General features: G+C 57.9%; 11 protein-coding genes and 1 riboswitch. Of the genes, 1 reads left to right on the top strand and 10 read right to left on the bottom strand.

What is annotated here, in order from left to right:
- Positions 1–68: 68 nt before the first annotated feature.
- The 10 genes from BM160_RS09970 to BM160_RS09925 form a co-directional block, all read right to left on the bottom strand.
- On the bottom strand, positions 69–1355 hold the full coding sequence (locus BM160_RS09970) for a type IV pilus modification PilV family protein (protein ID WP_092004310.1): 1287 nt from the start codon (positions 1353–1355) through the stop codon (positions 69–71).
- Positions 1356–1364: 9 nt separating this feature from the next.
- Positions 1365–2708 carry a pilus assembly PilX family protein gene (locus BM160_RS22210; protein WP_143093213.1) on the bottom strand — a complete coding sequence of 448 codons (1344 nt, stop codon included), beginning with the start codon at positions 2706–2708 and terminating at the stop codon, positions 1365–1367.
- A 17-nt stretch (positions 2709–2725) separates the two neighbouring features.
- Positions 2726–3481 carry a PilW family protein gene (locus BM160_RS09960; RefSeq protein WP_143093212.1) on the bottom strand — a complete coding sequence of 252 codons (756 nt, stop codon included), beginning with the start codon at positions 3479–3481 and terminating at the stop codon, positions 2726–2728.
- Positions 3475–3939: a prepilin-type N-terminal cleavage/methylation domain-containing protein gene (locus BM160_RS09955; RefSeq protein ID WP_092004301.1), complete on the bottom strand. Its 465-nt coding sequence runs from the start codon at positions 3937–3939 to the stop codon at positions 3475–3477. The genes BM160_RS09960 and BM160_RS09955 overlap by 7 nt, the downstream gene beginning before the upstream one ends.
- A complete protein-coding gene (locus tag BM160_RS09950; RefSeq protein WP_092004299.1) occupies positions 3939–4406 on the bottom strand; it encodes a type IV pilin protein in 468 nt (155 codons plus the stop codon). The genes BM160_RS09955 and BM160_RS09950 overlap by 1 nt, the downstream gene beginning before the upstream one ends.
- 67 nt (positions 4407–4473) lie before the next feature.
- A complete protein-coding gene (locus tag BM160_RS09945; protein WP_092004296.1) occupies positions 4474–4914 on the bottom strand; it encodes a pilus assembly FimT family protein in 441 nt (146 codons plus the stop codon).
- A gap of 240 nt (positions 4915–5154) precedes the next feature.
- Positions 5155–5424 (bottom strand): DUF4143 domain-containing protein, encoded by a 270-nt coding sequence (locus BM160_RS22730; RefSeq protein WP_218156600.1) that lies wholly within the window; start codon positions 5422–5424, stop codon positions 5155–5157.
- A gap of 255 nt (positions 5425–5679) precedes the next feature.
- Positions 5680–6129 (bottom strand): transcriptional regulator NrdR, encoded by a 450-nt coding sequence (gene nrdR / locus BM160_RS09935; protein ID WP_092004293.1) that lies wholly within the window; start codon positions 6127–6129, stop codon positions 5680–5682.
- 97 nt (positions 6130–6226) lie between these two features.
- Complete coding sequence (glyA, locus tag BM160_RS09930; RefSeq protein WP_092004290.1) at positions 6227–7471, bottom strand: serine hydroxymethyltransferase; 1245 nt, start codon at positions 7469–7471, stop codon at positions 6227–6229.
- A gap of 57 nt (positions 7472–7528) precedes the next feature.
- Positions 7529–7659, bottom strand: a riboswitch (ZMP/ZTP riboswitch).
- A gap of 49 nt (positions 7660–7708) precedes the next feature.
- A complete protein-coding gene (locus BM160_RS09925; RefSeq protein WP_177218972.1) occupies positions 7709–8581 on the bottom strand; it encodes a lytic transglycosylase domain-containing protein in 873 nt (290 codons plus the stop codon).
- Between the two features lie 736 nt (positions 8582–9317).
- Here BM160_RS09925 and BM160_RS09920 point away from each other — a divergent pair.
- Positions 9318–13244, top strand: a complete 3927-nt coding sequence (locus BM160_RS09920) for a DUF748 domain-containing protein (protein WP_255368798.1) — start codon at positions 9318–9320, stop codon at positions 13242–13244.
- The last annotated feature ends 28 nt before the right edge of the window (positions 13245–13272 follow it).

Below are 13272 nucleotides of genomic sequence, written 5' to 3'. Positions count from 1 at the left end.
TGCCACTAGGACTCGGGCGATGCTGGCGTTGATCAACGCATTGACACACTGGGGTGTCGAAGTTTAAGTCATGGACACGCCGTTGCATAGTTGGGATTGGACGCTGATCGGCAATCCTGATGCAAAACCCCGGAAGACACGTTAGCCACGGTCATTGAAGACGGACAGGTAGGCGAAGGTGCGCTGGTGGCGTTGGCTGTGACGGCTATCAAGTAATTTTGCTGGTCGATTGACTTGTTCACTGCCACATAGGGCTGCACATTCCTTTGATTGACGTCAGTCAGGCTATTGGTCGTTGCATATTGATAGCGGCAAACATAATATTTGTTGGCGCTGGTGTGCCATGCCGAGGGCCCGGCGATGCGAATCGCGCCAGACCAGTTGTAGGGCCCATTGGTGCTTGGGGCGGGCGATGGGGCCGCAAGGGGTACCACACAGAGGTAATATTTGGAGTCAGGAATGGTTGCGCCAGTGTTTTGATTGGTGGCATTGCCAAATTGGCAAGTTACCCCGGTGGGGCCCGCAGCATTGCGGGTAATGCCTGAAAAATCAATGCCCAAACCACTTTCAATAGCATTCCAATCGACATAGGAAATCGAACTGTCCCGTCCTACATATCCAGCAACTATGAAGCCAGTAATGTCGGTGCAATTGCTGGTACCCGAATCTGTTAGCGCCGCAATAATGTCTATGTTGGCTGTCGCCCCATTTAAAGTTGGCGTGCAAATCTTGACGACATCGCCGCTTATATTGCCAAACACGACATACTGCCCAGTCGTGCCAAACTTCACAGCGCTCTTGCCGTTACCTAAGTCGATGGCGGGAATCGGAATATCCAGGTTGCGGTTCTTAGGGCGTTTGAGATTGGTGTTGAGCGGCAGCGGAAAGCCCAGAAAACCTGAGTCCGCTGGGTCGGTCTTGGATAGCACGGACGAAAGGGAAACTGTCTGAGGCTCTCCCGCACGATTGGTCCAGGCCACATTCACCGTCAGTCCCCGCATGGGGTCGGCAGAACTACCGTTCATGGTCCAGGTTCGCCCATACACGGCATTGGTCGTAATGCTGGGGTCAGTGCCACTTGCTGCTAACGCGTTCCAGTTCAGCGCAGTAGTGCTGGTGGTTGCTTGACCGACCACGGTGGAGGCGATTCCTGAGTATGACCTGAACGATTCAATCTTTTCCTGCGCGAGACGGACGGCTTCGGTGCGTTGCTTGGCGTCATCTGCATTGCGCGACAAGGCGGCCTGCATACCAGCCAGCGAGAGTATCCCGAACCCCATGATGACCAGCGCTATGAGGGCTTCGATGATCGTAAAACCAAGCTGTCCACGCCTGCCGGCATTCATCGTGTTCATAAAGTTGCCTTAATTGCAGGTAATTAGAGGGGGATTCGCACTGCTGGCGGTGCAGCGATCAGTCCAGCTACCAGGCACACGCACCAGAGACCCTGTTGAGCGACGCACACCGTTCAAGACATCGGCGTTGTATTCAAGGGTGCCATTGCCGTTGTTCTTATAGCCTGCACAGGTCACCAATGCACCATGAATGTTTGCTGTGCCGGTTCCCAGGTCGTTGACGTTAGCGTCGTTGGAAAAAATCATTCCATAAATGTCAATATTGCCGTTCACATCAAATCCTGCTGCAGACACCAGGGTGACCGGATCGCTGACGCTGCCCAGGCTACCGCTGCTGTTGTTGCGTGCGAATCCGTCAGGGAAATAAAAGGAACGCCAGCCATCGTTGTAGGCCGTGTCAACCAAACCCCCGCACGAACTTGCAGAACTGCAACCTGCTATGGTTTTGGTCATGGGTGAAGCCGCGTACTGCGCGATCGTTGAGCCGAAATAGGCGCTGAACATGGACGAATTGCTACAGGTGGGGTCGGCACTTGAAATTGCGGACAGGGAGGCGTCGTTGCCGACCAATGCATTTGCACCAGGCTGTCCAGGAATGCTTGTATATGAGGTTCCAGGGCCTGACGTAATAGCGGTCCCGGCGTTAACCAGAATGCCGCTCGTGGCTACGTCCTGGTTCACTATGTTATATGACCCGCCGACCATACATGAAGTACCACAGGTAAGCGGCGCAGCCGGCGCTGCGCGCAACAGTGGACGCAGCTTCAAAATGGTGGAGATAGTGGCCGTTGCATCCGAATTTCCTGCGCTTGCTGGCGTACAGGTGCCGACCTGTGCTGTGCAACCTGTCACGATGATGCGGACGGCCTCTGGATCGCTGGTCGCCGAAAAGGCCGCTGTAAAACCGGGTAGCACTTCTGTACCAAGAGCAGCCGTGGCGCTGCCACTGGTGGGCACGGCAGGACAATTGCACGTCGTGGTATTGCCATTCACCTTGCAACCAGGATAGGTGGTCGTTGCCGGCACCACATCCGAAGTGGGATTTGTGGCAGCGTTCCATCTGGTCTGGACATATTTACGTCGGAACGAAATATTGGTGGTGGTGAGAAATGCACAATTGGCATTGATGTCGTAAGCGGTGTTGAGCATTCCGGTCGCCCATTCCATGCCCGCCTCGGCCATCTCCAGTGCCATGGTCGAACGCATTTGATTGGCAGACGTCTTTTGCTCAAACAAGATGCTGCGATTCAGGTACAGCATGACGATGGAGGTGCTGAACAGCAAGACCATCGTCACCAGCAAAGTTGCGGCTCCGCGTTGGCGTTCGTGCATAGGGAAGGTGATGTTAGGCATGAGTTCGCTTTGCGAGGTTAGGCGGGGCACGAACCCGAGAGGGCATCGTTGCGAACGCGAATTTGCGAACGCAGGGTGCGGCTCACTGCCGCGTCCGTTTTCGATGTACCAGTCAGCACGATGTTGTAAGTTCGGAGCTGTATCCTTGGACAATTTTGGGTTGAAGTTGGTACTGATGGCGGTAAGACCGTATCAGTGCAAGTTTTTGCACACGCAGCGCGAATGTCAATGGCGGTTTCGGTCGGTGTGACCGTGAAACCATCGTTGGGAATCATCAAAATGTCGGTGTTGGTGAGTGTTTGCCACTCTCCACCAATGTTCATCTGGATGGCGTGATTCGTTGTGTTCAATTTGAACCCGAACTGCTCAGTGCCAGCGTCTAGCGCATTGTTTTCGGTTCCATCTCGGGTGTATGCGTATTCAATCTGAGTTGATCCCGTCCGTGTGACGGCCGAATATGGATTCTGTACGGTGGTGCTGAGGCTACCGGTAGCCAGGGTGCCGTCCAGTGAGTTGCCCCAATATCCGCCTCTGCGCAAATCCCGGATTACCAGGTCCATGGTGGCACGCAAGTCCTGATTGATACGGGATTCAAGCAAAAGCCGTCGCGAGTTGGTGACATTGCCGACAAACATGGCGCTTGCACCCGCCAGAATGAATAGACCAATGGCAAGGCCTATCAGCAATTCAATAATCGACATGCCAAGCGATAAGCGCCTGGACTTGAACCGGGCGTTGCCACGGGTTCTGATATGCATGGAATCTTTCAACATGGCACATATCCCCCAAAACTTCCGTTGGGCGAGCACATCTGGATGCGGCCCACCGCGTCAACTTTGAGTTGTAATTGCGCAGAGGTTTGCGTGTGCGAGAGCGTGATGACGATAGGGGTGTCGATAGGGGCGCTTGAAAAGTCACGATAAGGGTCAAAGCTGACAGTCAGCGGCGAGGTCAGGGTAATTTTTGAATCCAGTGCGATGGTTTTAAAGGTGGCTGATGCACTGCTTACGGTATATCCATGCGCTGACGTAACTATCGAGGCAGCGGCGTTGATGCTGGCTGCTTGTGATTTTGTGTATTGGAAGTCGGCACTCAACTCGTTGGCCGTGCCTTCCAAACGCCTGCGAGCCATGGATTCGGTGAGGGCGGGGACTGCGATGGCAATCAGTATTCCGACAATGGCGATGATGACCATTAGCTCGATCATGGTGAAGCCACTATTTCTGCGCATCACTTGCTCCAGCAGATATCAGGCGTCTTTGTTCCATTTCCGTTGGTCACGGCTACCGTTAGCGTTGTGCAACCGGTGTCGCTCGCCTGACTCCTCCCAGAAACGGCGGTTGCCGTCAGTGTGTAGCCGGTTCCCGTGTTGCTCGAAACGGCCAGGGTGTAATAACCGCCATCGCTTGTTGCTGATAGGCCAAGTCCTGGTGGTGTGGCCGTGGTGAGCGCGGTCACCTGAGCGTTGCTCGCGTAAGTTGTGTTGTTTGCACGCCAGCGTTCCTGGGCCTGCTGAATTCTGGATATTGCGGCAACCGCATCTGCGCGCTTCGACTTCCGAACCTGACTCATGTAACTTGGGTAAGCCACCGATGCCAGTATCCCGACAATGGCCACGACGACCATCACTTCGATCAGGGTGAATCCATGCGCATTCTTGCTTTGAGCCGGTCGATTGAACAGCGGTTTTTTTTTCATTTGTGTGTATTTTCGTTTATTTAGTAACGTTTGCACACGCGTACGGCTACCGCTTGTCTGTCCAACCTCACCTTTCAGCGGCCGTCAGCAAATGCGGAATCCAAAACTTGTTTCCTCTGGCGCTCACCCTGACACCGTTGTGATGGGGAAGTACTACGACCACGTGCTTGTTGTCAGGGATGGTGCAGACGGCGCCATTGGCATTGCAGCTGCAATCGTTGACTGGACCCTGAAAAACTACATAGCACGAAGCGCTTTCGCCTGTTGCTATGTGAAGCTTGACGGCCTGATTGCTGCTGACCGCCAATGATTTGGCCCAGTTCATATGAGTGACGTATTCGCGCGCCTTACCTTCCAGCCGGCGATTGATCATCATTTCTCTGAAAGATGGAGCCGCTATAGCCGCCAAGATGGCCAGTAGGGTGATAACCACCATGGTTTCAATGAGGGTGATGCCGTTTGGCGCATGGTCGAGCCGCATGGCGACGCTTCCTTTGCGGGCCATCATCGTGTTGCCCCTCTTTGTTTGTAATTAGATGTTGCATGAGGAGGCTTTGGATGGGGGAGGAAATAAATTTCCTTGTTTTTCTACAGTCGGTGCGTCTGCCGTCTTTTTGACCCCATCACTTGGGAGAAATAGCAAGTCAATACGGTCAGCATTGGACGTGTTATTGCCCCCATAAGGTTGAAATCGGCGCAGCCCAGAGGCGCTCCCCAAGTGGCAGTGTCAATGTGCCATCGTAGAGAGTCACTCCAGCTTGAACTGCTCTCCAGCAATGTTCGCCAGCCGTTTGAGGCCGCGCAAATCGGCTTGCCTGACGGTCGCAGTCGCCTTAATTTCCCCCCAGATTAATTGGCCTGCTGCGTTTTCGACGACCACATTGACTTCGAACTGATCGTCATCGCGGTAGTAGCGTAATTGGTAGTCGCCGTTGGCGCTTGTTGCGTGCTTGAGCAGTTCCCCATACACGAAGGTCTCCAGCACATGGCCAAATCGGCTGCGATCCTGCACCACCATGGCGGGCGTTAGATCAGGACAGCAGGCCTGAATCGATGAACTGCACCTTAGGGGTTTTTACGATCCGGTTGAACGGTTCTTAGCCCAAAACGCGACTCGCTTGAACAGGTATGGTTGCATGATAGTGCCGCGCAATCGGGAATCCATCAACGTAAATCAGGGAATTTAAAGTCGTGCAATTGGGAATAAAGGGATGTTAGATTGGGAAATTGAGAGCCAGAAAAGATGCACCTTATGGTCCCGCAGATCCCAAGCCTAGCGCCTCACCTCATCCACCAGCGTCTTGAACTCGTCAATGTCCTCAAAACTCCGGTACACGCTGGCAAAGCGCACATAGGCGACCTTGTCGAGCTTCTTGAGCTCGCGCATGACGAGTTCACCCAGTCGGGTGGAAGGTACTTCCCGCAGGCCCAGATTAAGGAGTTTTTCCTCGATACGCTCAATCGCCGAGTCCACTTGCTCGGTGCTGACCGGGCGTTTGCGTAGCGCCAGCTTCATGGAATCCAGGATTTTGCTGCGCTTGTACTCGATGCGGCGGCCGTCTTTTTTGACGATGGCCGGAAAGTTGACATCGGGCCGTTCGTAGGTGGTGAAACGCTTTTCACACGCGCCGCACTGGCGGCGGCGGCGTATGAAGTCTGCGTCTTCCGACACCCGTGTTTCGACGACTTGGGTCTCAAGGTGGCCGCAGAAAGGGCATTTCATGGTGTGTGACCTGAATTTAAAGGCAAAACTGGCCTCCAGCCCTGATGGAGCAAGCGCAGGCAGCTATTGAAAATGTAGCGCCTGCGCTGTGCATGGCTTAACGGTAGACCGGAAAGCGGCTGGTCAGCGCATTGACTTTGGCGCGCACCGCTTCGATGTTGGCCGCATCACGCGGGTTGTCCAGCACGTCGGCGATCAGATTGGCCGTGATGCGGGCTTCCTCGTCCTTGAAGCCGCGCGTGGTCATGGCGGGGGTGCCGATGCGCACGCCGCTGGTGACCATTGGCTTTTCCGGGTCGTTGGGGATGGCATTTTTGTTGATGGTCATGTGGGCGCTGCCCAGCACGGCTTCGGCTTCCTTGCCGGTGATGCCCTTGGCGCGCAGGTCAACCAGCATCACGTGGCTTTCGGTGCGGCCACTGACGATGCGCAGGCCGCGCTGGGTCAGCGTGTCGGCAACGACTTGTGCGTTTTTCACGACCTGTTGCTGGTAGGTCTTGAACTCGGGCGACATGGCTTCCTTGAAGGCCACGGCCTTGGCTGCAATCACGTGCATCAGCGGTCCGCCTTGCAGGCCGGGGAAGATGGCGCTGTTGATGGCCTTTTCGTGCTGGGCCTTCATCAGGATGATGCCGCCGCGCGGGCCGCGCAGGCTTTTGTGCGTGGTCGAGGTCACGATATCGGCATGCGGCACGGGGTTGGGGTAGACGCCCGCTGCCACCAAACCGGCGTAATGGGCGATGTCGACCATGAAAATGGCGCCTACGTCTTTGGCCACTTTGGCAAAACGCTCGAAGTCGATGCGCAGCGCATAGGCCGAAGCGCCGGCGATGATCAGCTTGGGCTTGGTTTCGTGGGCTTTGCGCTCCATCGCCTCGTAGTCGATCTCTTCTTTTTCGTTGAGGCCGTAGGAAACAACGTTGAACCACTTGCCGCTCATATTGAGCGCCATGCCGTGGGTCAGGTGGCCACCTTCGGCCAGGCTCATGCCCATGATGGTGTCGCCGGGCTTCAAAAAGGCCAGGAACACGGCTTCGTTGGCCGAGGCGCCGCAATGCGGCTGGACGTTGGCGGCTTCGGCGCCGAAGATTTGCTTGATGCGGTCAATCGCCAGCTGCTCGGCCACGTCCACATGCTCGCAACCACCGTAGTAACGGCGACCGGGGTAGCCTTCGGCGTATTTGTTGGTCAGCTGCGAGCCTTGCGCGGCCATCACGGCGGGTGAGGCGTAGTTCTCGCTGGCGATCAGCTCGATGTGATGCTCTTGCCTGGCATTTTCGGCCTGGATGGCGGCAAAAATTTCGGGGTCAGTCTGTTCGATCAGAATATTGCGGTGGTACATGGCAGTCCTTCAAGACTTTGGTTCCTTGTCCTTTGACTCGATGCGAGCAATGGAAGCAAGGGCTGCCCAGGCGAACGGCTGAACGCTTGTGCCAAACGGACTCAAGCGGTGCGCTTCCCAGTGGTGTCCCACGTCAGCATCCAGAGTCGGTAAAACCTTGAAGCCTATCGCCAGTCGCGCACCGTCTTAGTGTAACTGAGGCCGCCCGACTGCTCGGGCAGTGAGGCAGCGAGAGGCTCAGGACTGGCCCAGCAAGGCCACTTTTTCTGCCGTTTTATCACCCAAATCCCTGGGGGAAGCGTTTGCAGGCATGGTGCGCGAAGGCTCTGGCGAGGCAACCAGGCGCGGAGCAGGCTGCTGCTTGCTTCCCACCACGGCCAGCAGGCGGGCGTGCTCCGCCATGACCTTGCTGGTGTAGCCACCGTCATCGACCAGATTGGCCGCGCCGACGTAGTATTTCAATCCGCCTTCAATCGAGCCAGCGCGGGCAATGCATTCTTGCAGCACCTTGACGCCGACGCGAAGATTGGTGACCGGGTCGAAAGCGGCCAGTTTGCCACCAAAGTTTTCGTACTTGTCGTGATGCACCTTGGTCATCACCTGCATCAGGCCCTGGGCGCCCACCGGGCTTTGCGCAAACGGGTTGAAGCCGGACTCTATCGCCATGATGGCCAGAATCAGCGTCGGGTCGAGCTTGGCCTTTTGGCCAATTTCAAAGGCCGCCGCCACCAGAACGCTCAGGGGCTCGGGTGCCACCGCATATTTCTTGCTCAGCCAGTAAGCCACCGCTGCCTGCTGGGAGGGCAGGTCTTTGGGGTTGGAGGCCGTGGCGCGGTCAATGGCGGTGGGCTCGGTAAAGCCGATCACTGCTTCCTGGCGCTCTTGCAGCCAGCTCATGAGCTTGAGTTCGCCGGCATCGCGCAGATCGGGCCGAGCGGTCAGGGTAATCACCGCAAACACCACAAGCAAACCCAGCAGGGCAAAGCTGTTGTGGGTGATATCGAAAAGACCTTGGGCGATATCGTCAGCAATCGTTGAGAGGCTGCTGCGCACACTTTTCATGTGCGCTTTCAGGCCTGAGGGAAGGCCGGGGTTTCCTAGCGCTGTCATAGCACTCCTTTCTATGCTTGCGAGTCTTGGAAGACTATGCAAACTTTGATTGGGTCGTCATCAAACCAAGTCATGCTTGGTGGGTCTAGACCCTTTTGATGTTGCCGGGGGTCGGCAGCGGATGAGGGTTGTCCCTAGGTTTCTTGGAACTGGCGGGATTCTAGTGGGGGCTTAAATAACCTGTCAAGAATAACGATTTGATTCTTTATTCCTTGTAAGTCATAAAAATCGCTCTTTTGGCTCTAAACTGCCTAAAATCGGGTGCTGGCGGCTTTTTGTTGAAGCGTGCGCTTCGCGGGGTGCTTAGCGGCTTTTACATCTCGATACGGCCCGGTTACGTTTTCTTTAGCCGATTTTCTTGACGAAAATATGACGTTGGGCGACTTTTTTTCAGGGGGTGATGGGGCCGGGTGAAAGCCAAGAAAATGGCAATCGCCTCTGGTTTTTTGATTGAAAAATTGGGCTTGCCTGGGCCCCGATGGGGGTTTAATCTGCAGTTGTCCGATTTATTTGGACGCCAACCGGGTAACCAATCCCGGTATAACTGGAAGCAATCACTTGCTTCCACCGCACTGTGAGACGAGTACTCTCTCCCCTGCGAAGCCCGACGGCATGAGCATCACGCTCGCCGTCAACCCCGGTCAGTGTCGCTGACCGGGGTTTTTTCATGTTGGAGGGCTGAAATATTCAATTTAATCATTGACCTTTGGGCCCGGGCGTTAAAAACTCGTCGCCTATGTCAAGCAATGCAATGAACAACAAGTGGCAAATTCGGGGAAAAACTTTTTTGACTGGCGCCAACGCCGTGCTCCGCTCGGCCAAGTGGCAGCGTCGCGCGGCCTGGGCGGTCGGCGCCTGGCTGCTGCTGTGGGCTCTGGCCTATGGGGCGGTGCCGCTCATCCTGAAGTCGCAACTCGAAAAAATCGCCACTGAAAAGCTGGGCCGGCAGCTCAGCGTGGGCGCGGTGGACTTCAAGCCCTGGTCGCTGGAGCTGACCATCCATGACCTGGCGATCGCCAAAGCCCAGCCCAATTCCGCAGCTTCTCCCCAGCTCAGCATCAAGCGTATCTATATAGATGCAGAGCTGGAGTCCCTGCTGCGGCTGGCGCCAGTGGCCGACGCCATTCAGGTGGACGAACCGGCGCTGTCCCTGACCCACTTGGGGGAAGGGCGCTATGACATCGACGACATCCTTGAGCGCTTCAAAAGCCAGGACGACAAGCCGGCCGGTGCGCCCCTGCAATTTGCCCTTTACAACCTGGTGCTCAGCGGCGGGAAGATGGATTTTGTGGATCAGGCAGTGAACCAGACCCATGCGCTGCGCGAGCTGCGTCTGGCCGTGCCCTTTCTGAGCAATCTGCGCTCCAAGCGCGAGATCAAGACCACGCCGCATCTGGCCTTCAAACTCAACGGCAGCGGCTTTGACACGGCGGCCGAGGGCACGCCCTTTGCCCAGACCCACAAGACCGACGCCACCATTTCCCTGCGCGACTTTGACTTGAAACCCTATCTGGCCTACTGGCCGGCCAGCCTGCCGTTCAGGCTGCAAAGCGCCGTGCTGCATGCCGATGCCAAGGTTGCTTTCGAGCAGACGAGCGAGACGGTGGTGCGGATTTCCGGCACCGTGACGGCCGATCAGGTCAGCCTGCTGGACGGCGCCTCCAAGTCAGCAGCCAAGGCCGGCAACGAGTTGCTGGCGTTTGAGCGCCTGCAGCTCACGCTGGATGATGTGCGTCCGCTGGAGCAGTTCGTCAGCCTGTCCTCCGTGGTGCTCACCAAGCCCACGCTTGCAGTCACGCGCGACCGGGAAGGTCGGCTGAATCTGCTGCCGCCAGCTTCTTCGGTTGCTACCAAAAAAGTAGCTTCTAGCGCCCATCCAGCAAGCGCTGCAGGCCAAAATGATGCAAAAATACAGGGCAAGGTCGCGTCAGCTACCCCCTGGATCGTGCGCGTAGCCAAGGTGGCGGTACAAGAAGGGCGTGTCCATTGGCGCGACGAAACCCTGGCCGCGCCGGCCGAGATAGGGCTGACCGACCTGGCGCTTGAGGCCTCGGCGATTGCCATGCCGTTCCAGGCCAGCGCGCCGCTGCAATTCAAGGGCTCGCTGGGACTGGCCTCAAGCGTGACGACGGGGGCCAAAGCCTTGGTGAAAACCGCCACATCTGAGCCTGTAGCCAGCCCGACGCGCCTGAGTTTCAGCGGCAGCGCCACCGACCAGGCGGCCCAGCTGACGGCCACGGTCGCCGCCTGGCCGCTGGATATGGCGGCCAAATACCTGGGCCAGTTTTTGCTGCCGGCGCTCAATGGCCAGCTCGATGCCCAACTGGGCGTGAACTGGCAGGCCGCCACGGCCGACAAGCCACAGAACTTGCAAGTCACGGCGCCACAACTGGTCGTGACCGAGGTGCAACTGGCGCAAGGCAAGACTTCGCTGGTGTCGGTCAAGCGCGTGGCGCTGACCGAGGTGGCGATTGATGTGACGGGCCAATCCTTCAAGGCGGCCAAGGTGCAACTGAGCCAACCCAAGGCCAAGGTGGAGCGCGATGCCGAAAAGCGCTGGATGTATGAGCGCTGGCTGGTGGGGCAGGGCCAGGCGGGCAGCAGCAAAAATGCCGTCATCAAGTCAGAGGCCAAAGCTCCAGCCGCAGCGCCCAGCTGGGCCGTGGCCATCCAGGATGTGCTGCTGGACGGCGGCGCCCTGTCGTTCTCCGACAAGGCCGGCGCCAAGCCGGTGGCTTTTGAGATCACCGATGCCAAGGCCCAACTGGGCGGGCTGCTGCTGGACGACAGACCGGCGGCGGCCAAAGCCAGGGCGCAACTGATGCCGCTGAGCGCCTCGCTGCGTCTGGCGAGCGGCCGCTTTCAGCCCGGCAAGCTGGACTTCAAGGGCAATCTGGGCCTGACGCCGCTGCAGGCCCTGGGCCAACTGGAGGCGAGCCGGCTGCCCTTGCAGGCCTTCGAGCCTTACTTTGGTGGTGCCCTCAATATAGAACTGCTGCGCGCTGACACCAGCTTCAAGGGCCAGGTGGCTTATCGCCAGAGCGCCGCCGGGCCGCAGGCGCAAGTCAGCGGCGATGTCGCCCTGGAGTCGTTCAGGGCCAACACCCTGGCGCCCAGCGAGGACTTGCTGGTCTGGAAGGCGCTGAATGTGCGCGGCCTGAAGTTGGCGCTGGAGCCGGGCAAGGCCACCCGCGTGGATGTGCGGGAGACGGTGTTGAGCGACTTCTTTGCACGCGTCATCGTCACGCCCGAGGGGCGCATCAATTTGCAGGATCTGCTCAAGCCGGCCGCGCCCGCTGCGACGGCAGCCGCAGCGCCCGTGTCCTCCGGTGTTGCTATAAATTCAGTAGCTGGTAGCGCTCGTCAGTCGGGCGCTAGCGGCCTAAATGATTCAAAAGTCGGGGCAGCTGCCGCCAGCGCGGCGCCAGCCGGTCCAGCGGCCATCGTGAACATGGGGCCCACCAGCCTGATCAACGGCAAGGTGCTGTTCTCGGATCGTTTCGTCAAACCCAATTACTCGGCCGACCTGAGCGAGTTGAGTGGCAAGCTCAGCGCGTTTTCCTCAGTGGCGCCAAGCACCGGCAATGGCACGCCAGCCCCGCCAGCCATGGCCGATCTGGAATTGCGCGGCAAGGCCGAGGGCACGGCATCGCTGGAAATCCTGGGCAAGCTCAACCCCCTGGCCAAGCCACTGGCCCTGGACATCACCGGCAAGGTGCGCGATCTGGAGCTGCCGCCGCTCTCGCCCTATGCCGCCAAGTATTCGGGCTATGGCATTGAACGCGGCAAGCTCAGCCTGGATGTGAATTACGTGGTGCTGCCCAATGGGCAACTCACGGCGAGCAACAAGCTGGTGCTCAATCAGCTCAGCTTTGGCGAGAAGGTGGAGGGTGCCACCGCCAGCCTGCCGGTCAAGCTGGCGGTGGCCTTGCTGGCCGACCGCAATGGCGTGATTGACCTGGATCTGCCCATCAGCGGCTCGCTCAATGACCCGCAGTTCAGCCTCGGGCCCATCATCGTCAAGGTGATTGTCAATGTCATCGTCAAGGCCATTACCGCGCCCTTCAGCCTGCTGGCCCATGCGCTGGGCGGCGGCGGGGAAGAGCTGAGCATGGTCGCTTTTCCGGCCGGCAGCGCCCAGCTCTCCGCCGAGGCCAAGTCCGGCCTGGACAAGGTGGCCAAGGCGCTGACCGAGCGCCCTGCGCTCAGGCTCACGGTGGTGGGCAGCAGCAGCCTGGAAACCGAGCGCGAGGGCTACAAGCGTCAGCGGCTGGATCAACTGGTGCGTGCCGAGAAGCGCCGCCAGATGGCCAAAGAGGGTGGGAAAGAAGGGGAGAAGGCGCAGGAGCTGAGTGTCAGCCCGGCCGAATACCCTGGCTTGCTCAAGGAAGTCTATAAGCGGGCCGATTTCCCCAAGCCACGCAATCTGATTGGCCTGACCAAGGATATCCCCGTGGATGAGATGGAAAAGCTGCTGCTGGCCGATATCAAGGTCAGTGACGACACCATGCGCGAGCTGGCGCTGCAGCGCGGCATGGCGGTCAAAGACTACCTGGCTTCGCGTGATTTGCCGTCCGACAGGCTGTTCCTGGGCGCCGTCAAAGCCGGGCCGGTCGAGGCCAAATGGACACCCCGCGCCGAACTTAATTTGGCGATGCCTTAAAAACAGCGAAAATACCCGGATTGCTTTA

Origin of the sequence: Polaromonas sp. OV174 (genome assembly GCF_900112285.1) — a bacterium.
Classification (GTDB): Bacteria; Pseudomonadota; Gammaproteobacteria; order Burkholderiales; family Burkholderiaceae_C; genus Polaromonas.
This window is presented reverse-complemented; position numbering and strand designations above follow the sequence as displayed.

Bases quoted from the DNA above. Each gene is read 5' to 3' on its own strand.
- BM160_RS09970 (WP_092004310.1), bottom strand. From the start codon at position 1,355: ATGAACACGATGAATGCCGGCAGGCGTGGACAGCTTGGTTTTACGATC.
- BM160_RS22210 (WP_143093213.1), bottom strand. From the start codon at position 2,708: ATGCCTAACATCACCTTCCCTATGCACGAACGCCAACGCGGAGCCGCA.
- BM160_RS09960 (WP_143093212.1), bottom strand. From the start codon at position 3,481: ATGTTGAAAGATTCCATGCATATCAGAACCCGTGGCAACGCCCGGTTC.
- BM160_RS09955 (WP_092004301.1), bottom strand. From the start codon at position 3,939: ATGCGCAGAAATAGTGGCTTCACCATGATCGAGCTAATGGTCATCATC.
- BM160_RS09950 (WP_092004299.1), bottom strand. From the start codon at position 4,406: ATGAAAAAAAAACCGCTGTTCAATCGACCGGCTCAAAGCAAGAATGCG.
- BM160_RS09945 (WP_092004296.1), bottom strand. From the start codon at position 4,914: ATGATGGCCCGCAAAGGAAGCGTCGCCATGCGGCTCGACCATGCGCCA.
- BM160_RS22730 (WP_218156600.1), bottom strand. From the start codon at position 5,424: ATGGTGGTGCAGGATCGCAGCCGATTTGGCCATGTGCTGGAGACCTTC.
- nrdR (WP_092004293.1), bottom strand. From the start codon at position 6,129: ATGAAATGCCCTTTCTGCGGCCACCTTGAGACCCAAGTCGTCGAAACA.
- glyA (WP_092004290.1), bottom strand. From the start codon at position 7,471: ATGTACCACCGCAATATTCTGATCGAACAGACTGACCCCGAAATTTTT.
- BM160_RS09925 (WP_177218972.1), bottom strand. From the start codon at position 8,581: ATGACAGCGCTAGGAAACCCCGGCCTTCCCTCAGGCCTGAAAGCGCAC.
- BM160_RS09920 (WP_255368798.1), top strand. From the start codon at position 9,318: ATGTCAAGCAATGCAATGAACAACAAGTGGCAAATTCGGGGAAAAACT.